At 60.4% G+C, this 24,536-nt stretch carries 32 protein-coding genes; 15 read left to right on the plus strand and 17 right to left on the minus strand.

The genetic code is table 11. The features are described 5' to 3' along the window. Positions 1–100: 100 nt before the first annotated feature. From H0485_RS19500 to H0485_RS19525, 6 genes are all read right to left on the minus strand, one after another. Positions 101–715, minus strand: a complete 615-nt coding sequence (locus H0485_RS19500) for a hypothetical protein (protein WP_226937581.1) — start codon at positions 713–715, stop codon at positions 101–103. Continuing rightward, entirely contained in the window at positions 712–1,176 is a 465-nt protein-coding gene (locus H0485_RS19505; RefSeq protein ID WP_226937582.1) for a winged helix-turn-helix domain-containing protein, read from the minus strand. Before H0485_RS19505 ends, H0485_RS19500 begins: the two co-directional genes overlap by 4 nt. 155 nt (positions 1,177–1,331) lie before the next feature. Next, positions 1,332–1,943 carry a hypothetical protein gene (locus H0485_RS19510; RefSeq protein WP_226937583.1) on the minus strand — a complete coding sequence of 204 codons (612 nt, stop codon included), beginning with the start codon at positions 1,941–1,943 and terminating at the stop codon, positions 1,332–1,334. A gap of 269 nt (positions 1,944–2,212) precedes the next feature. Then, a complete protein-coding gene (locus H0485_RS19515; RefSeq protein ID WP_226935418.1) occupies positions 2,213–2,368 on the minus strand; it encodes a hypothetical protein in 156 nt (51 codons plus the stop codon). Then, a complete protein-coding gene (locus tag H0485_RS19520; protein ID WP_226937584.1) occupies positions 2,365–2,592 on the minus strand; it encodes a hypothetical protein in 228 nt (75 codons plus the stop codon). The genes H0485_RS19515 and H0485_RS19520 overlap by 4 nt, the downstream gene beginning before the upstream one ends. Before the next feature lie 152 nt (positions 2,593–2,744). Beyond that, the gene (locus H0485_RS19525; RefSeq protein ID WP_226937585.1) at positions 2,745–2,999 is read right to left on the minus strand and encodes a helix-turn-helix domain-containing protein; all 255 of its coding nucleotides are present in this window, start codon (positions 2,997–2,999) and stop codon (positions 2,745–2,747) included. 41 nt (positions 3,000–3,040) lie between these two features. Here H0485_RS19525 and H0485_RS19530 point away from each other — a divergent pair, with 41 nt between their 5' ends. The 9 genes from H0485_RS19530 to H0485_RS19570 all read left to right on the plus strand — a co-directional run bounded on the left by H0485_RS19530 (position 3,041) and on the right by H0485_RS19570 (position 6,154). Beyond that, positions 3,041–3,346 carry a helix-turn-helix domain-containing protein gene (locus H0485_RS19530; protein ID WP_226937586.1) on the plus strand — a complete coding sequence of 102 codons (306 nt, stop codon included), beginning with the start codon at positions 3,041–3,043 and terminating at the stop codon, positions 3,344–3,346. Between the two features lie 252 nt (positions 3,347–3,598). Then, the gene (locus H0485_RS19535; RefSeq protein ID WP_226937587.1) at positions 3,599–3,820 is read left to right on the plus strand and encodes a hypothetical protein; all 222 of its coding nucleotides are present in this window, start codon (positions 3,599–3,601) and stop codon (positions 3,818–3,820) included. Next, positions 3,817–4,080 (plus strand): hypothetical protein, encoded by a 264-nt coding sequence (locus tag H0485_RS19540; protein WP_226937588.1) that lies wholly within the window; start codon positions 3,817–3,819, stop codon positions 4,078–4,080. The genes H0485_RS19535 and H0485_RS19540 overlap by 4 nt, the downstream gene beginning before the upstream one ends. Next, a complete protein-coding gene (locus H0485_RS19545; protein ID WP_226937589.1) occupies positions 4,077–4,274 on the plus strand; it encodes a hypothetical protein in 198 nt (65 codons plus the stop codon). The genes H0485_RS19540 and H0485_RS19545 overlap by 4 nt, the downstream gene beginning before the upstream one ends. Positions 4,275–4,303: 29 nt before the next feature. Then, the gene (locus H0485_RS19550; protein ID WP_226937610.1) at positions 4,304–4,684 is read left to right on the plus strand and encodes a DUF2312 domain-containing protein; all 381 of its coding nucleotides are present in this window, start codon (positions 4,304–4,306) and stop codon (positions 4,682–4,684) included. Positions 4,685–4,871: 187 nt separating this feature from the next. Further along, entirely contained in the window at positions 4,872–5,075 is a 204-nt protein-coding gene (locus H0485_RS19555) for a hypothetical protein (protein WP_226937590.1), read from the plus strand. A gap of 53 nt (positions 5,076–5,128) precedes the next feature. Beyond that, positions 5,129–5,506, plus strand: a complete 378-nt coding sequence (locus H0485_RS19560) for a DUF4326 domain-containing protein (RefSeq protein WP_494338144.1) — start codon at positions 5,129–5,131, stop codon at positions 5,504–5,506. After that, positions 5,499–5,738: a hypothetical protein gene (locus H0485_RS19565; RefSeq protein WP_226937591.1), complete on the plus strand. Its 240-nt coding sequence runs from the start codon at positions 5,499–5,501 to the stop codon at positions 5,736–5,738. Before H0485_RS19560 ends, H0485_RS19565 begins: the two co-directional genes overlap by 8 nt. Next, positions 5,738–6,154 carry a hypothetical protein gene (locus H0485_RS19570; protein WP_226937592.1) on the plus strand — a complete coding sequence of 139 codons (417 nt, stop codon included), beginning with the start codon at positions 5,738–5,740 and terminating at the stop codon, positions 6,152–6,154. The genes H0485_RS19565 and H0485_RS19570 overlap by 1 nt, the downstream gene beginning before the upstream one ends. Before the next feature lie 519 nt (positions 6,155–6,673). On the opposite strand, the gene H0485_RS19575 is transcribed toward H0485_RS19570, so the two are convergent. The 5 genes from H0485_RS19575 to H0485_RS19595 all read right to left on the minus strand — a co-directional run bounded on the left by H0485_RS19575 (position 6,674) and on the right by H0485_RS19595 (position 9,763). Beyond that, positions 6,674–7,267 (minus strand): hypothetical protein, encoded by a 594-nt coding sequence (locus H0485_RS19575; protein WP_226937593.1) that lies wholly within the window; start codon positions 7,265–7,267, stop codon positions 6,674–6,676. 30 nt (positions 7,268–7,297) lie between these two features. Further along, positions 7,298–7,594, minus strand: a complete 297-nt coding sequence (locus H0485_RS19580) for a chromosome partitioning protein ParB (RefSeq protein WP_226937594.1) — start codon at positions 7,592–7,594, stop codon at positions 7,298–7,300. After that, positions 7,587–8,255: a ParA family protein gene (locus H0485_RS19585; protein WP_226937595.1), complete on the minus strand. Its 669-nt coding sequence runs from the start codon at positions 8,253–8,255 to the stop codon at positions 7,587–7,589. The genes H0485_RS19580 and H0485_RS19585 overlap by 8 nt, the downstream gene beginning before the upstream one ends. Positions 8,256–8,450: 195 nt before the next feature. Continuing rightward, positions 8,451–9,146 (minus strand): helix-turn-helix domain-containing protein, encoded by a 696-nt coding sequence (locus tag H0485_RS19590; RefSeq protein WP_226937596.1) that lies wholly within the window; start codon positions 9,144–9,146, stop codon positions 8,451–8,453. 293 nt (positions 9,147–9,439) lie between these two features. After that, on the minus strand, positions 9,440–9,763 hold the full coding sequence (locus H0485_RS19595; RefSeq protein WP_226937597.1) for a hypothetical protein: 324 nt from the start codon (positions 9,761–9,763) through the stop codon (positions 9,440–9,442). 38 nt (positions 9,764–9,801) lie between these two features. On the opposite strand from H0485_RS19595, the gene H0485_RS19600 reads away from it, so the two are divergent. The 5 genes from H0485_RS19600 to H0485_RS19620 all read left to right on the plus strand — a co-directional run bounded on the left by H0485_RS19600 (position 9,802) and on the right by H0485_RS19620 (position 14,068). Next, positions 9,802–11,034, plus strand: a complete 1,233-nt coding sequence (locus H0485_RS19600) for a DNA polymerase Y family protein (RefSeq protein WP_226937598.1) — start codon at positions 9,802–9,804, stop codon at positions 11,032–11,034. A 100-nt stretch (positions 11,035–11,134) separates the two neighbouring features. Further along, the gene (locus H0485_RS19605; RefSeq protein ID WP_226937599.1) at positions 11,135–11,746 is read left to right on the plus strand and encodes an SOS response-associated peptidase; all 612 of its coding nucleotides are present in this window, start codon (positions 11,135–11,137) and stop codon (positions 11,744–11,746) included. Positions 11,747–12,177: 431 nt separating this feature from the next. After that, positions 12,178–13,251: a hypothetical protein gene (locus tag H0485_RS19610; protein ID WP_226937600.1), complete on the plus strand. Its 1,074-nt coding sequence runs from the start codon at positions 12,178–12,180 to the stop codon at positions 13,249–13,251. Then, positions 13,248–13,595 (plus strand): STAS-like domain-containing protein, encoded by a 348-nt coding sequence (locus tag H0485_RS21940; RefSeq protein WP_226937601.1) that lies wholly within the window; start codon positions 13,248–13,250, stop codon positions 13,593–13,595. The genes H0485_RS19610 and H0485_RS21940 overlap by 4 nt, the downstream gene beginning before the upstream one ends. Positions 13,596–13,606: 11 nt before the next feature. Next, positions 13,607–14,068, plus strand: a complete 462-nt coding sequence (locus tag H0485_RS19620; protein ID WP_226937602.1) for a hypothetical protein — start codon at positions 13,607–13,609, stop codon at positions 14,066–14,068. A 299-nt stretch (positions 14,069–14,367) separates the two neighbouring features. Here H0485_RS19620 and H0485_RS19625 read toward each other — a convergent pair whose 3' ends face one another. The 4 genes from H0485_RS19625 to H0485_RS19640 form a co-directional block, all read right to left on the minus strand. Further along, positions 14,368–14,577 (minus strand): hypothetical protein, encoded by a 210-nt coding sequence (locus H0485_RS19625; RefSeq protein WP_226937603.1) that lies wholly within the window; start codon positions 14,575–14,577, stop codon positions 14,368–14,370. A gap of 168 nt (positions 14,578–14,745) precedes the next feature. Beyond that, positions 14,746–14,955 (minus strand): hypothetical protein, encoded by a 210-nt coding sequence (locus tag H0485_RS19630; RefSeq protein WP_226937604.1) that lies wholly within the window; start codon positions 14,953–14,955, stop codon positions 14,746–14,748. After that, positions 14,952–15,539: a glycoside hydrolase family 19 protein gene (locus H0485_RS19635; RefSeq protein ID WP_226937605.1), complete on the minus strand. Its 588-nt coding sequence runs from the start codon at positions 15,537–15,539 to the stop codon at positions 14,952–14,954. Before H0485_RS19635 ends, H0485_RS19630 begins: the two co-directional genes overlap by 4 nt. Before the next feature lie 68 nt (positions 15,540–15,607). Next, positions 15,608–15,934: a phage holin family protein gene (locus H0485_RS19640; RefSeq protein WP_226937606.1), complete on the minus strand. Its 327-nt coding sequence runs from the start codon at positions 15,932–15,934 to the stop codon at positions 15,608–15,610. Positions 15,935–16,014: 80 nt separating this feature from the next. On the opposite strand from H0485_RS19640, the gene H0485_RS19645 reads away from it, so the two are divergent. After that, a complete protein-coding gene (locus tag H0485_RS19645; protein ID WP_226937607.1) occupies positions 16,015–16,488 on the plus strand; it encodes a thermonuclease family protein in 474 nt (157 codons plus the stop codon). 10 nt (positions 16,489–16,498) lie between these two features. On the opposite strand, the gene H0485_RS19650 is transcribed toward H0485_RS19645, so the two are convergent. Together H0485_RS19650 and H0485_RS19655 are read right to left on the minus strand one after the other, a co-directional pair. After that, a complete protein-coding gene (locus H0485_RS19650) occupies positions 16,499–17,047 on the minus strand; it encodes a hypothetical protein (RefSeq protein WP_226937608.1) in 549 nt (182 codons plus the stop codon). Further along, positions 17,047–24,489, minus strand: a complete 7,443-nt coding sequence (locus H0485_RS19655; RefSeq protein WP_226937609.1) for a phage tail protein — start codon at positions 24,487–24,489, stop codon at positions 17,047–17,049. The genes H0485_RS19650 and H0485_RS19655 overlap by 1 nt, the downstream gene beginning before the upstream one ends. Positions 24,490–24,536 lie beyond the last annotated feature (47 nt).

Genomic DNA, 24,536 nt, shown 5'->3' on the forward strand with positions numbered 1-24,536 from the left:
CTTCTCTTCTCTCTTCTTCTCTTCTCTGTGCGGAACTGTTCCCCACAGTTCGGAACTGTGCCGTTCTGTTCCGGAACACTTCGGAACAGTTCTGGAACAGTTACCGGATGAACCACCGCTCCCGCGCAGCGTGCACCATGACCGCCTCATAGGCGGCCGGGTTGCGCCGGCCCTTGCGGTTCTCTTTGAGCCAGTCATCCATCCGCGCCATCAGGACATCATCAGCCACCACGTCATCGCTGACACCGAGACCCTTCAGCGCCTCCCGCAGGCGCTTAAGCCGCTGATACTCGGCCTTGCCCTCGGCCGACAAAGCGCGCGTATCCCGGCGATCCAGAGCGTCCTGAACCTGCTCGAGGACGACCTTGTGCATGAGCCGGATCTCATCGCCGCATCTGCACCGCACCCACCCCCGCAGGGGGCCGAATTCGAGCCTTCGCAGCTCAGCCACGCGGCTTTCACTGACGCGCAACATGACCGCCAGCTCCGCGTCATCATCAGGCAGGGTGCCGACCGGGCTTTCAGACTGCGCCATGTCAAACAGCGCCCGGGCCATACCCTGGACTTCCCATGACGCGAGCTTGTAGGTGCGCGACGACATCCAGCGATGATGCATCCACTTCAGGAACGAGTGCGCATCGAGGCGTTCATCGCGTGAAATAGGATATGTCTCGATGCCATCATCTGAACTGATCAGCCGCAGTTCCTGTTTCATGATTTCAGCCTCCGGGGCGCTTGCGCCCGCTCTGTTGCCGCCGCCTGCGCCATGCGCGCGGCCAGCTCGACCGCCGCGAATTCAGCGAGGCCGATGGAATTATGCCTATTGCAGTCTCTGGTCATGCCGAGCTTGCGCGCGTTCCAATTGATGGCCTGCTCTCTGACACCGAAAAAACGGCCCATCTCGCTGGGGCGCACATTGGCGCGCCACATGCGCTGGAACAGCTCACTCTCCGGGTCAAAACCGTGCTTCGGGCCAGTGGCGCGGGCTGGCAGGCCAAGAGCCTTTGCCCGCCAACCCACTGCGGCCCCCGAAATTCCAAGCGTCTTGCCAATCTCGGCAGCAGAGAGAGTGTTGCCGGTCCACAGTCGGGCGAGCTCGGCCCGGGACATGGGCTTGCCGCGATTGGTGCTGTCGCCATGGCTGCGGTCCGGGCGATCGATTGCGAGGCTCACCATCCCTCAGCCCTCCCCGGCTTGTGCAGCTGACTCGGCAATGGCCTCTTGAACGCGGCGCATGAATTCGTTTGTTTCCCGGGCTTGCCGCCATGTGTCGACCTGCATCCAGGCAAGGGCGAGAAAGAATGCCCCGATTATGCAGTCTGAAAAGCGCTTCACACCGCACCCCCTTCCCCGCCCTCTGCTGGCTGTGAGAGGGCGTCGGCGGGGGTGCGGTTACGTGCGCGAAGCGGGTCAAGTTCTGGCAAGGCCGGATCAATCAGTGCAAGCAGGAACGTGCGCATCATTCCGACCGGAGCGCCGTCTGCTGTTGCTCCGCAGGCCGCTAGATCCTCGAATGCCTGCGCGGCGAACGATCCGGCGAGAATGAGGCGATGTGCAGCCTCGCTCTGATCCCGTGCGTCACCTCTGAACCAGACATCGAAGGTTTCGAGCATATGGCGAGCGGCCTCCGTCCAGTCAGGCGCCGCCGCGATCAGCGTCGGGCGCTCGGCCTCAAGCTCGGCAATGCGGGCCGACATGGCCCGGAATGCGTCAATGGTGCCTTCGACGGCTGAAATGTGCACGTAGGTTTCGCCGCCTACCGATATTGCACTGTATCCATTCCACTCCTCCCCCGCCTCCAGGGCGGCAGGGAGGGCACGGAGCGCGGCGCGGGCTGCGGAAATGCCCACCGAGGCCATACCGAGGGCGGCAGCGCCACCGGTGTCGCCTTTCTCAGCAGCCCCCTTCATTTGGGCTTCAACGGCATTGAGCTGGGATTCCATAGCCGCCCGGCTAATCAGGTCCGCGATCGGTGCTGCTGCGGGCATATAAGGGCTGTGGCATTCCCGGAGGAGTGTTTCATCAGTCAAAAGTACGACTTGACCATCACATTTACCGGGGTTGCGCGACTCACCAGATGAGCGCAGCGTCACATACTCAGGGAGTAACGAGTTATCGCGTGCGGGGCTGCTGGCAATCCCGCCCCCTACTCCGTCAGTGGCCCTTGCGATGACTGCTCGTCCTGATGTGTCTTTCTCGCTACCTTTTCGGGTCACAATCCGGCCCTCCTGCGCTCAATCTGATTGGTCAAAAATTTTTGCAGCGGGATCAGCCTGCAGGCTGCCTCCCTCGGCATGAAGGCAATGCCAGACAGCGCGATGATCACTCCGCTCACGCCCACGCGAATTGCCCACAGAATGAAGATCATCCCCGCCCCTCCAGAAAGTCCTGGAAGGGCCGGCCGGCCAGGGCTACCACATCGCCCGAGGGACGGTTGACGCCCTGCCACCAGTTCAGCGCGGTCTGGTACCGGACGCCAAAGGTGACCGCGACCTCCTCAGGGTTGCGATAGTTTTCGTGAAGGAAATCCGCCCAGAAACCAGCGAAGCGCGCCCGGAAAGAGCGCGGATCAATAACTTTTGACCATGACATTTGAGTGGGTCCTTTCCCATGTTGAGCGCAGGAAAGGCGTTCAACCGGGGTGTGAGAGGAAAGGAAATTGGGAGCGGCCTGCTTCACTGGGCCGCTCCTGCGAGGAGACAACTGAATGGGGGCTAGCTGGCCACCTTTAAGCGCCAAAGCGGTCATGGTGCTTCAACGTCCGGAACCCAGTGAACTGCCTTAACCTCGCCACCAGTGGCTCGCTCCATTCGAACGGCCAAAGAAAGCCCCGGCACCCGTCTTCCCGCGAGCAGATCCGAAAGGAAGCTAGGGGAGCAGCCCACACGCTCAGCAAACGAACGCTGCGCGAGCCGATGTTTGTTCAGATAGGTTGCAAGATGTTCCATTTTTGCTTGATCGCAAATAGCGAATATTTCGTCAAGCTTGATGTTCGCCATTTGCGATGTGCAATCGCAGTAGCTCGAGAGTATCAAAAGCTATGAAGCTTAAATTACGCCAATTGCGGGAACTTCGGGGCTGGACTCAGGATGAGGTCGCTAGCCGTACCGGCATAAGCAAAAGCTACTACAGTGAAATTGAGAGTGGGAAAAAGGCTGCCAACAGCCAGCGCCTGCAGAAGTTTGCTGAGGTCTTTGGCGTCCCTACTTTTGAGCTTATTGAAGACTCCTCGATAGATAGTGAGCTCTTGGTGCATCTTCGCACGATGCAGTCTTTAAGCCAGGCAGACCGCAAAGCCGTGATCCGGCACGCGCTCGGCCTGTCTGATGATCTTGAAGCGCACTGACCGCCGCTATTAGTCGGCTTCGGCAGATCTGATCGCCCCTCAGCAGGGCGGCCAGTAGTTCGGCTTCAAATTGATCCGTGATTCTCATCGTTCCCTCGGACGTTCTCATTACGTTCTACCACTTGGAGGCACGTTCAAGCTATTACGATTTCCCTTTAGCAGATTTATTCGCAAATAGCGATTTGCATGCTTGACCAAATGTTCGCCCTTTGCGAATAATCTGCGCCATCGCAACCCGATGGAGGCCTTCCCGTGTCCAGCTATCGCCCCGCCCAGATCGAGCTTGCCCGGCAAATGCTGACGCAGCCCGACCTCTCTCATTCCGCCGAGCGCCGCGCACTGAATGAGCGCATCGCCCGCCATGTCCTGAAATCCACCCAGATCACCTGTGACCGCAGCGTGATCACCGTCCCCAAAGGCGTTTTCATCGCCGGGCTGGCAGGGCGGAACATCGATCACAGGGGCGCAGTATGAGCCCCCGCTGGTATTATGAAACCGTGTCGGCAGATGGCCGCTGGATGCCGAACCTTGCGGAAGCCCGGCCCGGGACCATCATGCACGGCGGCCATATGCGCCTGCAGCTGGCAATAGGAGGCGGCGCCGGGCCTCGGATCCGCGCCCTCGCAGAGATCCACCCTGATCTGAGCGAGACACCGATTGCCCAGCTTCACGCCCTGCTCTCGCCTGATCTGCGCGGAGTGGCAGTCAGCCAGCTTTCCAAGGGGGGGCATTGATGACCCCTCGCCAACCTTATCCTGAGCAGCTTGGAAAATTCATGCGCCGGCGGCGCCTGGTCCACCAGCTCGAGGGGCTGACCGTGATTGCTCTCGTTTTCGGCGCGGCGCTGCTGGCAGCCTGCGTCGGCCGAGCCGTCCTGATCACCCTTCTCAACCTCACAGGCCCGGCATTGCCGCCGGGCTACTGCTGAAAGGCTCGATCATGGATGGCAGCGTGCGAATGACGATCGAGGCGGGCGGCGAAAGGGTCGAGACCAGCCTTGATGCAGTGAAGTCTCTGAACAAAGAGCTGAAGAAATCAGCGCAAAAGCCCAAACGCACCCCGATGAAAGAGACGGAGGCCGATAAGAAGGTCTCCGATGCAGCCTTCAATCAGGTGGGGGAAGCGCTGCGCCAGTTCCTCGAGCGCATTGAACAATTTGAAGCCGAGAAAAAAGACATCTCCGAGCAGATCAAAGAGGTCTACGCCGAGGCGAAGGGCCGTGGCTTTGACACGAAAGCCATCCGCAGGATCGTCACCCTTCGCAAGAAAGACCCCGACGCGCGTCAGGAGGAGGATGCGATCCTCGAGGTCTACATGAATGCCCTCGGCATGGAATAACCAGTTATCCCGCGCGCGCGGAATGCCCTTCGCCGCGCCACCTTCCCGGCGGCATCCTGACAGATCGTCGCCGGGCCTTTCTCCCGAAGAGAGCGGCGGGTGATCCGCTCTTATCCCTCCCTGCTGAAACTCTCCCGCCCGGCCCGCCGGTCGAGAACCTTTTCCAGAAAGAGATCAGGAAAAATTCATGCCCATTTCCCCCGAAATTCGCTTTCGCAATGCTGTTGCTGCCACGCTGGCATCATCGGCCTTCGACTTCTTCCCCCCGGGCGAGGTCAAGCGACTGGTCGAGTTCGCAAAGGATATCGGCGTGCCCGAGGAGCAGGCCCGCCTGACGATCACCGGCATGGTCGAGCGCCCGCGCGCGCCAGTCACCCGGGGGATTGAATGATGCAAGCGCCTCCCGGATCCCGCATTCAGCTGTCGCGCGCCAGGGGCTGGCGCATGCCGACCCGCACCGTGAAGTGCGACCGCTCAACAGTTTTTGGCAACCCCTGGAAATCTGGCCTGCCGGGTCTGCTGCGCCTGCCAGCCGGCGCGCTGCGCGGTCGCATGACATGGGATGCCCCGCGCCAGATGGATCATGCCCTGACCACCGATGAAACCATCGGGCTGCACGCTGACTGGCTGCGCAACGGCAATGCCTATCTTCCCGCAGGCCTCAGCGAACCCGAGACCCTGCGCTGCCTCGATGCCCTGGCCGAGACCCGGGCAACCGTTCTGGATCTGCTGGCCGAGCTGCGCGGCTTTTCATTCGCCTGCTGGTGCGCACCAGACGGCCCCTGCCACGCCCAGACCCTGCTGGAGATTGCCAATGGCTGAATTCACCATCCCCCACCGCTGCAAGGGCAGCCTGGCCATCGCCGAGGAGACTATTGAGGCTTGCTGGGATGACCCGGCGACCGCGATGCAGGTTCTGATTTTGGCGGCAGTGATAGCCAGCCTGAAGGCAGGCATTCCGATCGGGGAGGTTGCCCGCATGGCGCTCATGCACAACGACCCGGCCAGATGCCTTCTCGGAATGGATGAACATGGCGAAAGGGGCATGAACTGATGCCGGTACCCACAAGCCAGCAGCCCCGCATCGATCTGGGCACCCTGAGGCTGTCACCCTTTCTCTATCCCGATGAGGCCTCTGAACATCAGGATCTGATCGCGCGCGACATGATCGAGGATGTGACTGACGAGCAAAGGCGCCAAAAGCTCCGACCCGGGGCGACGCCAATGGGATCAGAAAACACCACCATGCAGCGGGCCATAAAGCGCATGGAGGAGGTCTGTGCCACAGTCACCGCGTTCCTCATCGAGGCCCCGGGCCAAGGGGCCACAACCCGAGAAATCAGCGACGCTTGCGCACTGAAGCTGGACAAAAGCCGTGAGGCCATCCTGCGCCTCATTGAGGGCGGCACAGTTAGCAGGGTCGGAACGAACCCATACCGCTACGCCGCAACTGCGAGGAAATGCGCATGATCCAAGCCCATGGTACCCCAGCGGCCACGACCTTCGCGGCAGCGTCTCGCGCAGCCTACGCTGTCGCGCCAGTGCAGATGGAGCTTTTCGCATGACTGACAAAGTGAATTTGCACACTCCGGGAGCTCGCCCGTCGCCCCCCAGTATTACGGGCGAGCCAGGAGTTTCGGTCATCACACGGGATACTGGCGGAGTTGGGGACAGGGCCAGCAGCCCCGCACGCGATAACTCGTTTCTCCCTGAGCGTGCAAAGCTGCGCTCATCTGGTGAGTCGCGCAAGTAAATAAAACATAAGTTTCAGATGCAGGTCATGCGGTGATGAGTGGCCTGATAGGGCTCCCCTGTCCTTCCCCCTCGCCCTGCTCACTCTGGTGATCCGGGCCGCGGTGGCCGTGAAGGTCTGACCGGCTTCTGGCAGGTCTGAAAAAGCAAAAGGGGGCGCTTATGCGCCCCCTTCCCTATTCTAAGCGCCGCATCCTCAGCGCCGGACAAAATGTCCGGTAAGGTTGCATTATCGATCTAAATAATAACTTTGAGGGGATCGAGATCTTCCTCCACGTTCATCTTGGGGATCACCTGATGCTGTACCGCATTTCTACGTCGATTTTCATGGAGGCTATCCACCGTTAAGATACTAGCGATTTTTGAAGTAAACTCTCGCCTGGCAAGCCCCATCGTATGCGCATCATGGGCACTGAGGACATCATTTCGCGTGTCTGCCATTTTCACGCTCAAAAATCGGTATGCATCAACATCATTCTCGAGGCCTTGATAGTAACTGATATGTTCTTCCAATGCATTGCCGGGAAACAGATGGTAGGCGAAGGGTACAGTCTTCTGGTACAACCGCCCTGCCCTTTGACTCTTTCTCTCTGCAGCTAGTGATGCCGTGGTGATCTGCTGGAGGAGATTGCTTCGCTCACTCTCAAGCGAGACAGCTTCACTATGTCGAGCTGCCTTGCTTGAAATCCATGCGCTGCAAGCAGCCGCTATGGCTGCCCCGAGTGTCGCCGCAGGGGTAACTGCTTCGACTAAATCTGCCCCGGCCATCCAGAGCGCAAGAAAAAGAGTTCCCACAATCCCGGCGTATAATCCAAAAGCAAAACCTGCCACCCTCAGCCGCTCCTTGATTACCGGATAATTTTAAATACCGGATTTATCTTTATACAACGCCCAGGCTTCCTCGATCAGAACTCCCTGCTGCACCCCTCGCCGCCGCGCCTCCTCAGCGATCTCTGCAGCCACATCAGGGAAGACTTTGGCATGAACCTGCCCGGTGCGCGGCGATGGCTTCCTGCCACGCTTGGCAGGAGCCTCCCGGGCGATAAAGCCCAGATCCTCACTGACAGCTTCAATCCGCGCCATCTTGGCCGCTGGGGTATCCTTGGGCTTCGATTTCAGGCCACCCAGAGAGATCTGGAAAGGCTTGCCCTCACTCATTGCCGTGCCCTCCCGTGAGCCGCTGGAACACCGCCTGCGCAAAGCCCTGGGCGTTCTCGATTGCCTTATCGGCCTTTCCCTGCTCCGGCATCGAGTACAGATCACCGCCGAACTCAAAGAGTGCTGAGAACGCGGCGCGCTCCATCAGCTCAGGCTCGATCACATCCACGCCCTGCCCCTTAAGGCTCGTGACGATTCCTTTGTGCTGTTTCGACTGGATTGCGCGCGTCATGGTGAAGACGACCGCATGCGGGATTTCCCTGTCCAGCGCCTCGGCCTCCTCGGCAATCAGTTCCAGAGCGCGCACCCCGATCGTGGCATCGAGCGTAGTGGCCCGCATCGGGATGATCACCAGATCGGCCTGAGAGATCGCACGGGAGACCAGGCGCGATGCCACGCCCTCCAGATCCACGACGACAATCCGGCCATCCTGATCATGAGCCTTGATCGCCTTGATGATCTCGGCCTCTTTGACGCCAGACAGCACCGAGATGCGTTCGGGGAGTTGGCCCCTGTCCGACCAGAGGGTCAGCGAGCCATTTGGGTCGCAGTCCATCATGGTGACTTCTGCCCCGGCATGCGCGAACTCAGTGCCGAGAATGACAGCCGTGGTCGACTTCCCCGCGCCACCCTTGGGGCTTGCAATCACAACAGTTGGCATACCGGGTATTCCTTTTTACCGGGTTGTTTCACTTACCGGATTTATTTATTTATCCGGTTTCTTTGTATATCGGATTATTCAGATTATCCGGTCAACAGAGAAATCCGGTTATGATTGCGCGGCGACATCATCTAAGCCGCCGGATAAGCTCGACATTCGATGCGATCCATCTGCAACGGTGGCCATAGAGTTACCTCAACCATCGTCACCTCCGATGAAACGCGCAGGCAAATCCGGCTCCATACCGGGCAAGGCGGGCTCAGACGGGGGCGGCAGTCCAGCGCCGGATGGCAATTGACGCTCCCCCGGAAGAAGGCCAGGCACGCTGCGCAACGCGGCCTGCTGACCAAGGCTCTCTCGGTCCGGCTGCTCATCAGCGGAGACAATAACCGTGGCGCTAAACAAGCTGTAACGGATGCCATCACGCGGACCGGTCCACGCAACCCGATCATTCAGCACATAAGCATTTACCGTCCCTCGATCTCCAATCTGGCGGATCTCGATCCAGCGCTCATCATGAAGCACTGCCAGCGCGGTCTTCACAGTCGTGAGGGATTTAACCTTCATCAACTGGGCGAGGGTCTTATGAGAGATGACCACCGCATTATTCTCGCCTATACGGGCGGTGAGCAAGTGCATCAGCTGAGCAGCCTTTGGGGCCTTTGCAACCAGCGCTGCCCACGCCTCATGCGCCGCCCGCTCTGTCTGAACCCATGACCCATAAGGGGCCTTTTCCGGCAAAGTACTCATATTCTGGCTGACCCTAGTCAATATTTTGGCGATTTTCACCAAAACGGCGGCAACAATCAACAACGAATTGGCTATGGTCAGCCAAAATCTGCGAAAAATAGGGCCAGGGTAGCCAGCAAGCTGCTGGCTAGGGGTAGCCAATCCTAGAGAGTCTACCCCCGGTATATAAGTAATTGATAATCCTTATATAAAAATTCTGCCTTATCTAATGATCTATAGGAACAGCCGCAGGCGGGGCAGGGCGAAGCAGCCATCACACGGCAAGCGTCGACCTGACCTGAATGCGGCCAGCAATATGCTTAGAATATTGCGAACGATTACAACCCTTTGCGACTTAACTGTGGGGCAGGCGGGGAGGATTGAAAAAGTACCCGTCATTCAGCAGAGAACGGGCACCAAGTATTTCAGCCCACCCGCAATGACTTCCTTTGCTTTCAGCTTTTCCCGATACGCGCCGCCACGCCTGCCTCAAACAGCCCGACAATGCGATGAAACTCACGCGCCCGATCCAGAGCCTCGGGAAGAGACAACGCCCGCCCCCAGGCCCTCTCTAGATCACCTCCCTTGGGATGGGTTCGTGACACGATACCAAGGGCATAATGCAGATCGAGATCATCTCTCAGATCTTCATCGGCCGTCCTGTCGCAGGCCGCGCGCAGGGCCTCAAGCGACAATGACAATGCCTCGTTACCGGCGATCTGCTCAGACCAAGCACCGCCAAAGGCAACGTTCCGCAGCTGCGCTTTTCTGTCCATCATTGCCCCCTTGCCAATAGGAACAAATATAGAACATATGGGTGGCCAATTCCAGCTACGAGGTCTTGGTCATGGGGCCGTTCCGCACACTATACCTCGACATGAACAGCTTCTTCGCATCGGTCGAGCAGCAGCTCGATCCCACGATTCGAGGCAGGCCCGTCGCAATTACGGCGATGGAGAATGAAAAGGGCTGCTGTGTCGCGGCCAGCTATGAAGCGAAAGCGTTTGGGATAAAGACCGGCACCAGCGTTCCCGATGCCCGCCGCCTCTGCCCGGGCATTGTGTTCCTGCCTAGCCGGCACCGCCTCTATGTTCGCTATAACTTGCGCGTGGCAGCGGTTCTGGATCGCTTCGCGGAGCTGGAGCGGATCCGCTCGGTCGATGAGTTTCAGCTCGGCCTCTCAGGAGAGGCCACCACCCTGCCCGGCGCGCGTGATCTGGTCACCAGCCTGAAAGCAGCTGTGGCGGCCGAGGTCGGAGCCTGCCTGCGCTTCTCGGCCGGGATTGGCCCAAATCACCTACTCGCCAAAATTGCGGGCAAGCTGGAGAAGCCGGATGGCTGCCAGTGGCTCGGCCCGGAGAATATGCCGGATCGGATCGCGCATCTGGCTCTCGATGATCTGCCCGGGATCTCGCGCAATATGCGGGCCAGGCTGGAAGCGGCCGGGATCACGACCATGACCCGGCTGTGCCAGCTCGATCCACGCCACGCCCGCGCGATCTGGCGCAGCGTCGAGGGAGAGAGGTTTGTACGGTCGCTGCAGGGGGAGCATATCCCCCTCATCGACACCCAGCGCGGCGGCTATGGCAACAGCAAGGTGCTGGCCCCAGCGTTTCGCCGGCCACAGGAGGCCTATATGGTCTCACGCTGGCTGATTGAGAAAGCCACAGCCCGGCTGCGTCGGGATGGCCGGACCGCGGCCCGGTTCACGCTGCATCTCTCGCCGATGGGCGCTGCCAGCATTGCCGGAGCGATCAAATGCGCGCCGTCACAGGACACGCTCACCTTCATGCGGATCAACCGCGGTCTCTGGCGCGCGGCTTGGCCGAAGATCCGGCACATGAAACTGGCTATGATCGGGGTAAACCTCACCGAGGTTGAGATGCTCACCAATCGCAGCGGCGATCTCCTGCGGCCCCTGCGCCCGGGCGAGCTGAGCCGGGCCGAGCGCGCCTCAAAGGCCGCAGACTTCATCAATGCGCGCTTTGGCGCCGGGACCATCTCGTTAGGGCTCAACCAGCCCCATCCTGGTTTTTTTGAAAGAGGCTGAAATGCCAATACCGCCGCCCCCAGTTGAAGTTTACGGCGGTGATATCTCAGGGGGCCACGTCCAGAAGTTCTGCTACTCTGGCTTTGACACGGGGATGATTATGTGCGGACGATTTGTCGACCCAAACCTGCGCAGCGCCGGACTGGATATGACCCAGACAAAGGTCAATCCATTCCCGCGCCGCTTCAATGTAAAACCGACCCAGGATGTCTATGCCCTGATCGACGGCCAGCCCGCCCTCGCCCGCTGGGGTCTGATCCCCTCGTGGCATCGGGGCGAGCTGAAGGAGTGGAAGGCCGCCACGATCAACGCCCGCATTGAAGAGGCGCGCGACAAGCCCTCCTTCCGCGATGCCTGGAGGCGCGGCCGGATCCTGATCCCGGTCGGCGGCTATTATGAATGGACTGGTGAGAAATCCCCGAAGCAACCGCACTTCTTCCAGGGCGCTGGCAATGAGGAAACCCTGTGGTTCGCCGGGCTCTCCTCGATCTGGCGCGACCTGATGACCTGCACGATCATGACCCGGGCCGCGAATGACAGCGTCGAGCCGGTTCACGACCGCATGCCCGTGATCCTAAACAGCGATGAGCGCGAAGCTTGGCTGGCCGGGTCAGAAGATCTGAGCATTGGCGCCGGGGCTCGCGTCATGCATCACCCGGTGCACGCGTTCGGGATCAATGATGAAGGACCGCTGCTGATCGAGCCGATCTAGGACCGCCCTATTTCGGCCTGCAGTTTCTCCAGCGCCTCGATCCAGCCATCATAATTGTTGCCTGCCTTCGGGTGCTCATCCCTCATGCGCTGGTAGAACGCGAGCCAGTGCTCGAACTCGGCGACCGGATAGGTGTTCGACCATTGCTTGCCGGTCCGGGTGATGATCTGCGTATCGGGGTCGAATGCAGCGGTCTTGCTAATGGCGCCGATCTACGATCGTGTTGGCGGAGCCTTAAACTGTAAAGCTGATCTAGCTGTGGTAGGAAGGTTCCTGCTAAGGGCCGGCTCTTTCCCTTCCCTCAGCATCGAATTAAATACATACTCCGAAGGAACTGCCCGCCAGTCGGCTGGCAAGCCCCCAAAAGCTTAACGATAAAATCATTCCCATAGACGCTTGCCAATTTTTAAAAATTAACGCCACCTTTTCAGATGAAGCGTATTTCAAAAACTTTATTACGTCATGCAGACAAGTTATGCCGCCAGCGTTGGCGCGCCAAACTCCGGCGTGCAGCTGAAATGAAAGCGGGGCTTCCGCCATCCGGGGGGAAGCTTCGAACAATCATAATTGAAGCACCGTCCGTTTGCGATTTTGCAGACAACTACGATGCAACTGTTTCGTTCCTCATAAGACTGAAGCGAGCCGCGCTTGCCGAGGGCCGAAGGGAAAGACGTAGGCGGGTCACCGTTGATATGGCCCGAATCGAACATATCTCAATAGATGCTGCCTTGGTTCTGGCTGCGGAGTTTGATCGCTGGCAGGTTATGAAGGGCGTGAAGCTGAGGCCACTTACTCACAGTTGGGCTGCAGGGGTGAGAAACACGCTCTGTCAGCTTGGGTTATTTGAGCTTCTTCGCATGACGCCCTTCCTAGAGGCAGAACCTGACGTTTTCGATGACGTTACTGTTCTAAAATTAGTGAGTTGCGATACAGCAGACGGGCGCACGGTGGCCGCCATTTCTGAGCACCTGCAGTGGGTTGCCAAGGCTCTTGGGCAAAGTCCTTATATTTATGAAGCCATGTTTGAAGCAGCCTACAACTCCGTGCTACACGCCTATCCTGACACGTACGCCTTCAAGTATCCACCTATCCGTCGGCGTTGGTGGGCAACCGCCCGTTGGTCCGTGCCGGAGAACGAGTTGAGATTTCTAGTGTACGATCAAGGTGTTGGGATCGCAGAAACATTACCGAGATGGAAAAATTGGGAACATATCGTGACGTTCCTCTCCCGGATTGCACCTGCGGCTTCACCACTCTTTAAGGAGCATGCCACTATGATAAGTGCGGCACTGGAGGTCTCTCGGACGTCACGATCTGGCGGTCACGGACAAGGATTGTCGGACATAGTTGCACCGATCGAGGAACTGCAAGCGGGTGAACTGCGTATACTCAGCGGAAAGGGTGAAGTCATGTATTACCCTGACGGAAGAACTGTGCTAACGGAGCATGATCAACACATCGGCGGGACCCTCGTCGAGTGGAAACTGCCGGTCTCACTCACATGAACGAGAAATTTCACTTGACCCACATTCATGTTGGACGTGACTTCCACGACGCGCCAGGCGGGCGCTATGTAGAGGATGGTCCAGGGAACGCTACGGACTTCCGTAACAAATTTCTACTGCCTGTGCTCACGTCCGGTGGTCGGGCTGAGATCGAACTGGACGGGGTTCCTGGCCTTCCCTCTTCCTTCTTAGAAGAAGCGTTTGGTGGCCTAGTGAGACTAGGGTATCGTGCAGATAAGATTAGAGAAACTTTCTCGTTCATTGTGAAAGAACCTAGCTTCAAAAGGTTTCCACAGCTCATATACGATCACTTAGATCGCGCAGAGAGGCTATCGACTCACTAGCGGGCGCTGCTTTGGCTGATTTCTCCATTCTACAGGGTGTCCTTAGTGGCGCAGGCGGTGGCTTGATCATCAAGCTTATAGATTACTTTGCTAACAAATCAGCGAAGAAAGATGATCGAGCAAACGCTTGGATTGACCGCGATCTACAAGAAATAACCAGTCTTGCCAGTGAATTGAGAACTATTGCCTGCGCATACTGGTCAATCGACGGCGACGAAGATACCCGCCATCAAGCTGAAGCAGCTATGACAGGAAAATTATTCTACCTCGGTAAGCTTGTATACTCGACTTTCTGCTCGCACCGTGAGCTGGCAGCTAAAGCAGAAACTGCACTGAACAGTTTCGATGACTCCATTACTGGTGGAGATTATCGTGTATCTGGTCGGAAGGCAGACCCATTAAGATTGCACAATATAGAAACTACATGCCACGGCCTTATTTTTGAGTGTTCCAGAATTCGCCGAGAACTTTAAGATCATTCATGCTTTTCGGGCACTACGTGAACCAGTAAGTTCCGAACATCGCCCCTGAAAATCTCACTATATTTCTGTTGGCTACACCTGCTTCGGTTCGCAGTGACAAGTTATTCGTTTCCAATACTGAGCACAGGGCATCGCTATGCTCGCTTTAGCCCGATCGGCGGGCGCACTTGACAAAAATGCGACGAAATCAGCCTTTGCTGAAGACGAATAAACGCGAGATTCTGGCATTTCGCTAGCGGTCCCAGAAGCGCCTCCATAAATTCACGACCAGCCACCACGATGTGACCAACCTATGCGGCGCACCCTGCATCGATCAGCTGGACCAGCCGGGCGCCGGTGATCACCACCCGGTCAGATCCCTCGGCCGCCAGCGCAGCGGCATGATCGGCGCGCGCCAGGCGCGTGCCGTCACAAAGCGCATCACCGCCGACCGGCATCCCGCCCACGCATGAGCCTGCGGGCAGCATCAGGATCAGCACCATAAATTTCAGCATCCGCATTATCCATCCTCCTGCGGGTTGAGATTTCTGCGTCCGCCTTTTCGGCGGCAGCCCGGGCAGAGCTGTGAGCCCTGCCCTTTGCATAAAGGCTGAGGCCCGCAGCCAGTGCGGCGGCGGATCCTGTGATCCACAGCCAGCCCTGGCCGATCAGCCACGCCGTGAGGCCGCTCATTTCCGCCCCCAGTCGCGGATCAGCGCCAGCGTGGCGAGGGCCGAGGAAATCACGCCAGACAGCGCTGCAGCAGCGCCATATGCGTTGAATGGATGGATCTTCAGCATGCCGGTGGTCGGGTTGAACTCGGCCAGGCCGAGGAAGGCCAGCAGCGAGGCCAGCAGCAGGGCGACATAGGTCAGCCCGCGAACGAGGGTCCAGTTCATCTTTTGCTCCTGAATAGGTTTCCGAGGGATTGAATGAGGGCCGCGAGCCAGCCTGCCCTGACCGGCTCTGCCGCACGGATTGCAGCCTCATAGGCGCGGGCATAGCCCGCGATCAGCTCAGCCCGATCGGTGCCATTCACGATCCGGCGGGCAGATTGGTAATGCACCACGCCATTGTTGTTTGTGTAATCAGCCAGGCTCTTGCCTGTGAAAGTGCCAAGGCGCATCCCTTCCACGAGGATCTGCGCCGCAATATCCGGCTCTTCTGCCAGATCAGGCCGGTTGAGCAGATCGAGGCCGAGGCGCTTGCCCCAGTCGGTATAGTTGCGCCTGCCTGTGATCTGCACATAGCCGCGCCCCATGAAGCGCCGACCATCACCGGCAACCGTGTTCCCGAGGTCTGCGCGGCCCTCATAGCGCGTCTGAGCCGGGGTCGGGCCCCAGATCTCGCGCAGCCAGCGGAAATTGCCGGTTTCATGATAGGCCGTGGCCAGCACATAGGCCCGCTCTGAAATGGAAAGGCCCGCCGATTTGGCGAGCCTGTCGATCCGCAACACATGCGGATTGCCGAGATCTGGCGTCATGCCACCTCCTATGAACTTGCCCGCTTGATCGCGGGGCCGATAAAGATTGGATGCTGATGCGGGGCAGGTCAGGCCTTGCGGGCAGCCCAGCGTTCAAGGATTGCTCCGGTGCCGCGCGGCCCAAGGTAAGACAGGACCGCGATCACCCCGACAGTGACCTCGCGCGAAAACTCGAGATAGGTGCCGAGGGCATCCCCGGCGATGGCCATCCCCACCGCTGTCGGGATTTCCCAGATCAGATCCCAGGACAGGATCGGGCGGCGCTTCGCCCTCACCTCGCTTGCATGATAGGAGGCCCGGCCAGCGATAGCGGCGATCAAGGCAGTTCCTGCCCCGCCGATCAGGCGGTGCAGCGTTTCAATCAGGCCCGGATCGGGCGGCGGGAAATCTGTCACTTGTCGCGCCTCCAGCGCATTAGAAAGCCCGCTCGAGGCGGGTGTTGGCTTATTGGTGTTTTCGGTCTAGCCGGGGCCGCATGATCAAAATTATCACTACCGCCCTCGCCTTTTCCCTTTTGTCGGTCCTGCCCTCAGCTGCGAGAGACAGCATCACCGGCACAGCCTCTGTGATTGATGGAGATACGATCGAGATCCACGGCAAGCGCATCCGCCTGCATGGGATCGACAGCCCGGAATCGCGCCAGCGCTGTTACCGCAATGGCAAAGCCTGGCGCTGCGGGACCGACGCGGCCAATGCGCTCAGCGAGCTGATCGGCAGAAAATCAGTCAGCTGCAATGTTGTGGATGTTGATCGGTACAAGCGCCTTGTGGCCGTTTGTTCCGTTCAAAAGACCAATATTAACGACTGGATGGTTCGCAATGGCTGGGCAATGGCCTATCGCCGTTACTCAAAAGCGTACAATCAGGCCGAGAAGGAAGCTGCAAAAGCTGGCCGGGGCATCTGGTCCAGCGATTTTGAAGCCCCCTGGGACTGGCGCCGCGCCAACTGAGCTGGCCCTCTCAGCCGGGGACAAGCGCCACCAGATCCGCCTGCATCTGCGCAAGCGCGGCATCGAGCTGGGCTGTGGTGGCCGCTTCTTCCACAAGGCGCGATGCCCTGAGGGTTGCGGCCTCGATCACTGTGGAAACGTTTCGCCAGATATCGCTCATGTTCAGCCAGACCTGTGCCACCCCGTCAGGCGTGTCAGCAGTGATCCCGACTTCGGCGAAGACCATCGGGAACAGCAAGGGGGCAGGATCGGGGTCAGACAAAAATGCCACAGCCTCGCTGCGCTTCTCCAGATAGACCATATCCTGCCCGGGCAGATCGGTGATGAACCGGCGGCGCAGATCCCCCCGAACCGTCTGGATGGCCTCCTGCGCTGCTGCCCTCTGTGCGTCAGTCGGCACTTCCCTCTGCTCGAGGAAGCCATCCACGACATGGAAATGCAGCGGATCTACGTCGATATCCTCGACCTCGATGAAGTCGCCTGCAGGCGGCTGATAGCCCTCCTGCAGGTGCATGGTGTGGGTGATGTCGCCGGTGGCGGCGTCAAAGAAAACGAGCATCAGCCCCAGCTCCCCATGCTGCGGAAGGTGTAGTGAATTGTCTTGTTGTTGCTCCATCCACCGCTGGCCCGGACAGGTGTTTGCGAGGAATAAAAAGACGATGTTCCGGTGCGAATAAATACAAACTCGTCCGGCCCAACCTGAAGCCGACCAACGTCCATGTTTGCTTCCCCATCAATCGAAAGCGTCCAGTGTCCTGCACCCAGATCCGGGAATGGCACGTTGAGACCCACCTTCTGGATAACGCCAGTCGCGGTCGGAACCAGTGGCACCACATCAGCCGGGAGGTTCATCGTTACCGAATAGACGTAGTTGACCTCGCCAGCACCGCCCCGGCCACCTTTGCCAAGTTCTGTCGGGGCAGCAGGGACACCCCCATTGCCGATCACAATCTCGATGAACGGCGCGGCATATCCAGACAGGTCGATCACCTCAGTGGTGACCAGCTGACCCGCTGCCCCACCGCGACCATAGACGTAATAATCTCTCGTGGTGCCTTCGCTGCCACCCGAGCGAATGACATAGTGGCGGAAAGCACCACTCGCCCCAGACCCGCGAGAGCCGGGGTAGCCCGCCCTCAATGCGCTAATCCTGTCCGATGTCTGCATTGCGCCGCCCGGAGCATAGGACGAGTCTTTGCCTTTGCCCTCTTGCTGGGTCGGGGATGGCGTTGTGACGCCCCCACCATTCCCGCCTGCAGCTGTGATGGTCTGCTTCAGCGTGGCACCATCATACAGGCGAACGATGGTGGCCCCGCCGTTCCCGCCTATATGCCTCGGGGTGGTGGTGGTGCTGCCCGCCCCTACGGCCTCAAGCCCCTCACCAGCACCACCGGCCCCTTGCACCTCGAGCGAGATCTCTTTGATCCCGGCCGGGAGTGCAGTCTTTGACAGCGAAGCGGTGTGCTGGGCAGTTTGAGGCAGCGATGCCCCCGTCACGAAATGGCGGGCATTAAGCAGCTGCAACCCGGTGGTCTGCGACAGCTTCAGAGATTGGCGCTTGTTGGCGCTGGTCCTCGATGCTGCGAAGCCAAAGCGACCACCATCGTGGCCAAAGTACAGGCCATCGGTAGCATCCGAGTTCACGGTGGCTTTCTGGTAACGCAGCCCCGCTCCGGTCTGGATGGTCAGGAGGCTGTCCACATCGAGGAATTCTGCGCGGATCCGCTCCCCATTGAGGAATGGCACATCCAGATGCTCAGTCCTCAGGGACTTCAGCTCCATGTGATCACCCCTGATCGTGCCCTCGAGCAGGAGCAGATCAGCTGCAATCCGCGCCATGGATGCCGGGCCATTCGGATCATCGAGCGCCACCAGCTCCAGATAAGCACCTGCGGAGCCTGCGGTCGCGCGCAGACCGATCGCCGCCGCCTTGATCCCGGTCACATCAGCAATGGCCTGCTGGATGATCGCGGTTTCGCTGTTTGCCAGCACCTCCTCAAAATCAAGGCGATGCACCCGAAACTGCCAGGCGGCGCGGGTGCCGCCGAGCATCGAGGATGCGAAGAGATCCAGAATGAAGTTGGTGGCGCTGGCCGGAACCGCTGCTGCCGGGCGGGCGAAATAGACCTCGACCACCTGCACAACGCCGGTGATGGCAGTCATATAGTCCTTGAGGTTGACGTATTCCGTCCGGGTTCCGGAATCGAGCCAGATAGCGCGCAGCAGGGCCCCGCTGTTCGCGAGGTTGCCCGACAGGAATTCGATCTCCATCCGGATCTTCACACCGCGCGGTGATTTTGAGCAGTCCAGCGCCTGGCCTGCCTGATCGATGCGGATCAGGGGACCGTCTGCCGTGCCGCCGCAGACCACCTGCAGGGCATTCTGATAGCGGGCATTGGCCGTGTTTTTGGTGACCGTGTTGCCCGCATAAGGGGTCACGGCCACATGATCCGGATAGGTGCCCGTCCACAGGTTGAAGATCGGGTTTTTGGAAACCCCGCCCGACATCAGGCGCGCGGCATTGGTCGCATAGGTCAGCGATTTGGCGGCGCTGTCCGATGCGGAAAGAGCCGCGCCATTCGCGGCGCTCGCATGGGCCTGCGCCGCCGCGCCAGCAGCCTCAGCCCCGGTCCGGGCAGTCTCGGCGCCCGTGCGGGCACTTGCGGCCAGGGTCGCCTGCGAGGTGGCCGTTGCCGCCGCCCCGGTGGCGGTATTGGCTGCGGTCGTGGCCGTTGTCTGCGCAGCCTCAGCGCCGGAGCGGGCCGTCTCAGCCCCCGTCCGGGCGGTCTGAGCTGCGGTGGCCGAGGTGCCCGCCTCGGTGGCTTTGGTCGATGCCAGTGCGGCAGAGGTGGCCGAGGCGGATGCGTCAGCCCTTGTGGCCTCGCTTTCGGTCACATCCTCGAGCCAGATGCCGTCCAGAGCTACCTGCACACCGGCAGCAGCTGCATAGTTCAGCAGGCTGATCAGATAGACGCCTTCGGCAGCAGTGCTGTTCGTCACCGATGCCTTGAGGTTTGCAAGGGTGAACACGACCGAGGAGCGCTCAATCCAGTCCTCGCTCGCGGGATACTGAGCGCCGCCAGAGATGATATAATAGAGGCCTGCGTTGCCTCCAGTGATCGCCCCATTACCATCTGCCGCCTGGCAGCCCATGTAGATCTGCGCGGTGCCTCCGGTGACCTTGAAGCGGCCGCGTGCCCGGTACTTCCGATTAGGGTCGAGCCGGTGGAACTTCCGCTGGCAGACATCACGGCGGGCGCCAGCAGTAGTGGTAAACACGCCAGAGGCCAGCGTACCATGAGCCGCAGAGAGATCGGTGCCCGGGATCGAGGTATTGACGCGCCAGCTCGCGAAGCCATCATCGAAGCTCGGGTTTCCTTCGACCATCACGGTATTCAGGAAGCTCTTTGCGGCTGCGGTCGCGTGGGTCGAAGCCGTGTTTGCCGAGCCAGCAGCATTGGTTTCCGAGGTCGCAGCACTGGTCGCAGCAGCCTGAGCCTGTCCCCGGGCGGTTTCTGCAGCCGTCTTTGCCGAATTGGCGGCGGTCGCCGAGTTTCCGGCCTCAGTTGCTTTGGTCGAGGCGAGGCTGGCCGATCCTGCAGCGGCCGTGGCGGATCCCGCCGCCGCATCGCGCGAGCTGGCCGAGGTGGTGGCCGAGGATGCTGCCGAATTGGCCGAGCCAGCGGCGTTGGTTTCAGAGGTCGCAGCATTGGTCGCAGCGGTCTGCGCCTGCCCCCGGGCGGTTTCAGCGGCGGTCTTAGCGTTTGTAGCGGCTGTGGCTTGCTGGCCAGCGGTGGTGCTGGAGGCAGCCGCGTTGCTCGCGGAGGTGGCTGCAGCCGTGGCCGAGCCAGCGGCAAGGCCGGCTTGACGTGCCGCCTGGTCCGCTGCGGTCAGGTCTTCGACTTGGATGTCGTAGACTTTGAGCAACGTGCCGGCTGCATGAGTACCGGACTTTGAGACCCCGAGCCGGAGGCCAGCTGCTTCGGTCCAGTTGGCTGCAGTTCCTGCAGTTTGTGCTACCAGACCGCCTGCGTTGCGCCCGAAGACCATGGAAATGGTGGTGACAGTGCCCGCAGCGACGGTCTGCGATTGGAAGGTACCGGCGGTGACCAGCGATCCATCTGCTTTCAGCCAGGCAATATACATGGCGACAGGGAAAGCCGCCGTCGCCTTCACGCGCGCCGTAAGACGGTACACTTTGCCATCCTCTGACGGCACCAGCGTACGCAGAAGACAGGCGTTACCGCTGCCCGCAGCGTCCCTGTTCAGGTGGACCCCATCAGCATCTGAACCGTATTCAGAGGCTGGGCGAACGAAGTAGGCATCAGGGAGGCCGACAGCCAACTGACCATAAGGGAGCGTTGCGGTGCTGGCCTTGCCTGCCACAACGACGTTCCCCGATGCCAAAGCCCGTTGAGCTTCGCTCAGCGCGGTAGCCGAGGTGGAGGCAGAGGTTGCCGCAGCATTGGCCGAACCAGCCGCATCAGTCTTCGACTGAGCAGCTTGGGTGGCAGAGGTCGAGGCTTCGCCAGCTTTCGTGGTCGCCGTCTGAGCCTGATTGCTGGCGGTGGTGGCCGAGGTTGCAGCTTCGGTAGCCTTCGTGGTCGCGGTGGACGCACTGCTCGCTGCCGCAGTTGCAGAGCCAGCTGCTGCATCCCGGGAGGTGGCCGCGAGGCCTGCCTGCGTTGTGGCGGTGGTCGCTGCCCCTTGGGCATCATTCTTCGCGATCACAGCCTCATTACGGGCTACCTCAGCGGCACCCTTTGCAGTCTCAGCGGCAGTCTTAGCCGTGGTAGCGGCAGATGCCTGCTGCCCGGCGGTGGTGCTGGAGGCAGCCGCGTTACTCGCGGAGGTGGCCGCAGCCGAGGCCGATCCTGCAGCAAGGCCAGCCTGGCGCGCCGCCTGGTCAGCTGCAGTCAGGTCTTCGACAGTGATGTCGTAGAGCTTAAGGATCGCACCAGTGCCGGTGGTCGTATTGATGACACCGAAGCGGAAGAAGGACGCGAGGTTCCAGTGGGTGTAATCGCCGCCGACCACAGTCACCAGACCGCCTGCGACCCGCCCAAACACCATGGTAAGCGTGGTGAGCGTGTTCGCCGCGAGCGGGGTGATCACATAGTTGCCGTTGGTCCGTACCGAACCATCTTGCATGATCCAGGCATTGCGAAGCGCAACCGACATCGCGACGTTGGATTTCACCTTCGCCGTCACCCGGTAAACCGCGTCGTTGTTGCAGGGAACCAGCGCCCGGAGATGTGAGACGCTATTGACTGGCGAGCTGCGCAGGAGATGCACACCGTCAGCGTCAGACGCATAGTTATTTGCCGCCCACGGCACGACATCATCAGGCAGGCCGGTAACTGCACCGGAATAAGGCAGGGTTGCAGCACTCGCCCGGCCATTGACGATTGCGGTGGTGGACGCCAGAGCCCGCTGCACATCGCTCAGGGCGGTCGCGCTGGTCGATGCGCTCGATGAGGCCGCGTTTGCCGAGCCAGAGGCGTTTGACGCGGAGGTCGCGGCATTCGTGGCCGAGGTGCTTGCCTCACCAGCTTTCGTCGTGGCGGTCTGGGCTTGAGTCTGAGCGGTGGTCGCAGACTGACCTGCCTCGTTGGCTTTAGTGGTGGCGGTCGCCGCAGAGGTCGCAGCAGCCGAGGCCGAACCAGCAGCTTCGCCTGCTTTTGTGTTTGCCGTAACCGCCGATGATGCAGCAGCCGTTGCACTGTCCTCAGCGTCGCCCGCAAAAGTAGCAGCCGAGCTTTCAGAGGTAGCTGCAGCCTGGGCAGACTGGCCAGCCTCGTTGGCTTTGGTGTTGGCGGTCACAGCCGACGCGGCTGCAGCCGAGGCAGACTGACCGGCTTCGGTAGCTTTGGTGCCAGCGGTGGTAGCGGAGCCAGCTGCAGCCGAGGCCGAGTTGCCCGCGTTGGTGGCGGCAGTCTGAGCCTGAGTGCGGGCCGTCTCTGCAGCAGTCTTTGCGGCGACAGAGGCATCGCGAGCTGAGGCAGAGCTGGCGGCGGCGGTCTGAGCTGAGGTCACAGCTGTGGCGGCACTGATTGCTGCGGCAGCCGCCTCATCGGCTTCAGCCTGCGCGCTTTGAAGTGATGCCAGAGCGCTTGCTGCACTTGCCTGAGCAGCTTCCACAGCAGCTTCTGCGTCGGATACTGCGGCCTCGACCTCTCCCTGGGCGGCCAGAGCTACCGCCGCATGTGTCGCGGCCCCCACCTCTGCCGCAAGCGCCTCATTTTTCGCCCTGATCAGCGTGGCCTCAATTCCATCCGGCCCGGTCAGGGCCTCGCCGAACCCGATCAGATCCGAGATCGAGTCGCGCAGCGCCGGGTCGAGATCCGCATCGGTGATCTCGATCGAGGGGGTGGTGACCAGAATATCAGGCGACCATTCGGTCTTGCCGGTCAGCTCCGAGATCAGGCAGGCGCGCACGGTATAAGCCGTGTCGGGCGTGACATCGCTGATGGTCCAGCTATAGGGCGCGCCATAAGGGCGGCTCACATCGAAAACCGCCTCAGCGCCTTTCAGGATCTGGATCCGGATCTGGGTGACCCCGGCCTCATCGCCGCCACAGCCGACCACGATGGCAGCCTTTCGGCCCCGGCCGCTGCTGTCCTCGAGCACGGCGCCGGCCGCGCTGAAGGAGGCAATGCGCTGCACGAAGGGCAGAACATTGACCGGCGGCACGATGGTATAGGGCAGCTCAAAACCGGGCTGCCAGTCGTAATCGCCCGGGTCGACCTCGCGCAGCGTGACCGCGACATTCATCCCGGGCATTTTGGCCACGCTCATCACCAGGAAGCGCTTTGCGTCATAGCCGTTGCGCGCGCTGGTCCAGCTGATCATGTCGACCAATGGCTCGAGGCCATAGGCATCCGGTGGCAGCGAAAGCTGGTGCACCCGCATGCGGCGGTAATCCTGCATCTGCGCGCGCATCAGGCGCTGAACCTGATTGGCATGAGGCGCGGCAGGATAGCTGACCCCGACCGGCAGATACCGCGCATCATCAGCCGCGGTGGCCACGGTGTCGATAAATTCGGGCGCATCTTTGCTGGCCCATTTCTCGCCGGGCTCAGGATAGGTCGCGGTCAGAGCGTTATAGGTGGCAGAGAGGCCGAGGAAAGGCTGATAGCTCTGCCCTTCGGTGATGATGATATCCTCATCGGTGATCGAGAAGACCGATGCTCCCGGCAAGCCGCAGATCGGCTTCAGACGCCCACCCACCTCAGCAAAGCGCATATTCGCAGCCCGGCCCAGCTCTTCCATCACGCCGAGCGGCTCCATCTCAACCGAGATCTCAGCCCCGCCCCTGAACGCGCGCTCAAAGCTGCCATCGGCCCGCTCGATCTGCTCATCACAGGCGTTCATAGCCGCGACCCATTCGTCAAACGGCAGGCGCCAGGCGTCGAGGTTCTGGCCGCCGAACAGCCACTCATCGCCGTAATAGATCCCGCGCGCGACGTTATAGGCCATCACTGCAAGGTTATCGCTCGGCGCATAGGTCGAGCGCTGCCCCCAGCGATGCGCGCCGAGGCCGCCAGCGGTGCTGTCGAGGCGCGGATCGTAAAGCGGCAGCGGCTCCAGCTCGAACAGGAATTCCGGGTACTGCAGCATGCTCTCGTGGTCATACTGGCAGGTGATGATGGCATAGGCCTTGCCCTTGCCGACCATTGCCGATGTCCACGGGTAATCCGGATCCGATTCAAAGGCCCACATCAGGAAGGGATCAGCGGCGGCCTGGGTTCCATCCACCCATTTCAGCCACATGCGACGCTGGCCGCTGTCGGTATCATCGATGTGATTGTTCATCGATGCGCCGATCTGGATGAAGCCTGCCGGATTTGCCGGATTTTCCCAGATCGCCCCTGTGTCGCGGGGGGCCTGTGCGCCCCGGATGTAGCCATTGATGCCGGGGGCGAATTCGCCACGATCATCCCCGACCCAGACGCCGGAAAGCCCCTGAGGCAGCGAGGAGCATTCCACCACCATGGTCACAAAGCGGGTATTCCAGCCCCAGCTGCCGACATAGCGGCGCTTGCCCG

Origin of the sequence: Pseudogemmobacter faecipullorum (assembly GCF_020539525.1) — a bacterium.
Lineage (GTDB): Bacteria > Pseudomonadota > Alphaproteobacteria > Rhodobacterales > Rhodobacteraceae > Pseudogemmobacter > Pseudogemmobacter faecipullorum.

What these genes read in the sequence shown, in the direction of transcription:
- H0485_RS19500 (WP_226937581.1), bottom strand. Translation starts at nt 715, where the DNA reads ATGAAACAGGAACTGCGGCTGATCAGTTCAGATGATGGCATCGAGACA.
- H0485_RS19505 (WP_226937582.1), bottom strand. Translation starts at nt 1,176, where the DNA reads ATGGTGAGCCTCGCAATCGATCGCCCGGACCGCAGCCATGGCGACAGC.
- H0485_RS19510 (WP_226937583.1), bottom strand. Translation starts at nt 1,943, where the DNA reads ATGGAATCCCAGCTCAATGCCGTTGAAGCCCAAATGAAGGGGGCTGCT.
- H0485_RS19515 (WP_226935418.1), bottom strand. Translation starts at nt 2,368, where the DNA reads ATGATCTTCATTCTGTGGGCAATTCGCGTGGGCGTGAGCGGAGTGATC.
- H0485_RS19520 (WP_226937584.1), bottom strand. Translation starts at nt 2,592, where the DNA reads ATGTCATGGTCAAAAGTTATTGATCCGCGCTCTTTCCGGGCGCGCTTC.
- H0485_RS19525 (WP_226937585.1), bottom strand. Translation starts at nt 2,999, where the DNA reads ATGGCGAACATCAAGCTTGACGAAATATTCGCTATTTGCGATCAAGCA.
- H0485_RS19530 (WP_226937586.1), top strand. Translation starts at nt 3,041, where the DNA reads ATGAAGCTTAAATTACGCCAATTGCGGGAACTTCGGGGCTGGACTCAG.
- H0485_RS19540 (WP_226937588.1), top strand. Translation starts at nt 3,817, where the DNA reads ATGAGCCCCCGCTGGTATTATGAAACCGTGTCGGCAGATGGCCGCTGG.
- H0485_RS19550 (WP_226937610.1), top strand. Translation starts at nt 4,304, where the DNA reads ATGACGATCGAGGCGGGCGGCGAAAGGGTCGAGACCAGCCTTGATGCA.
- H0485_RS19555 (WP_226937590.1), top strand. Translation starts at nt 4,872, where the DNA reads ATGCCCATTTCCCCCGAAATTCGCTTTCGCAATGCTGTTGCTGCCACG.
- H0485_RS19560 (WP_494338144.1), top strand. Translation starts at nt 5,129, where the DNA reads ATGCCGACCCGCACCGTGAAGTGCGACCGCTCAACAGTTTTTGGCAAC.
- H0485_RS19565 (WP_226937591.1), top strand. Translation starts at nt 5,499, where the DNA reads ATGGCTGAATTCACCATCCCCCACCGCTGCAAGGGCAGCCTGGCCATC.
- H0485_RS19570 (WP_226937592.1), top strand. Translation starts at nt 5,738, where the DNA reads ATGCCGGTACCCACAAGCCAGCAGCCCCGCATCGATCTGGGCACCCTG.
- H0485_RS19580 (WP_226937594.1), bottom strand. Translation starts at nt 7,594, where the DNA reads ATGAGTGAGGGCAAGCCTTTCCAGATCTCTCTGGGTGGCCTGAAATCG.
- H0485_RS19585 (WP_226937595.1), bottom strand. Translation starts at nt 8,255, where the DNA reads ATGCCAACTGTTGTGATTGCAAGCCCCAAGGGTGGCGCGGGGAAGTCG.
- H0485_RS19595 (WP_226937597.1), bottom strand. Translation starts at nt 9,763, where the DNA reads ATGATGGACAGAAAAGCGCAGCTGCGGAACGTTGCCTTTGGCGGTGCT.
- H0485_RS19605 (WP_226937599.1), top strand. Translation starts at nt 11,135, where the DNA reads ATGTGCGGACGATTTGTCGACCCAAACCTGCGCAGCGCCGGACTGGAT.
- H0485_RS19610 (WP_226937600.1), top strand. Translation starts at nt 12,178, where the DNA reads ATGAAGCGTATTTCAAAAACTTTATTACGTCATGCAGACAAGTTATGC.
- H0485_RS21940 (WP_226937601.1), top strand. Translation starts at nt 13,248, where the DNA reads ATGAACGAGAAATTTCACTTGACCCACATTCATGTTGGACGTGACTTC.
- H0485_RS19625 (WP_226937603.1), bottom strand. Translation starts at nt 14,577, where the DNA reads ATGCGGATGCTGAAATTTATGGTGCTGATCCTGATGCTGCCCGCAGGC.
- H0485_RS19630 (WP_226937604.1), bottom strand. Translation starts at nt 14,955, where the DNA reads ATGAACTGGACCCTCGTTCGCGGGCTGACCTATGTCGCCCTGCTGCTG.
- H0485_RS19635 (WP_226937605.1), bottom strand. Translation starts at nt 15,539, where the DNA reads ATGACGCCAGATCTCGGCAATCCGCATGTGTTGCGGATCGACAGGCTC.
- H0485_RS19645 (WP_226937607.1), top strand. Translation starts at nt 16,015, where the DNA reads ATGATCAAAATTATCACTACCGCCCTCGCCTTTTCCCTTTTGTCGGTC.
- H0485_RS19650 (WP_226937608.1), bottom strand. Translation starts at nt 17,047, where the DNA reads ATGCTCGTTTTCTTTGACGCCGCCACCGGCGACATCACCCACACCATG.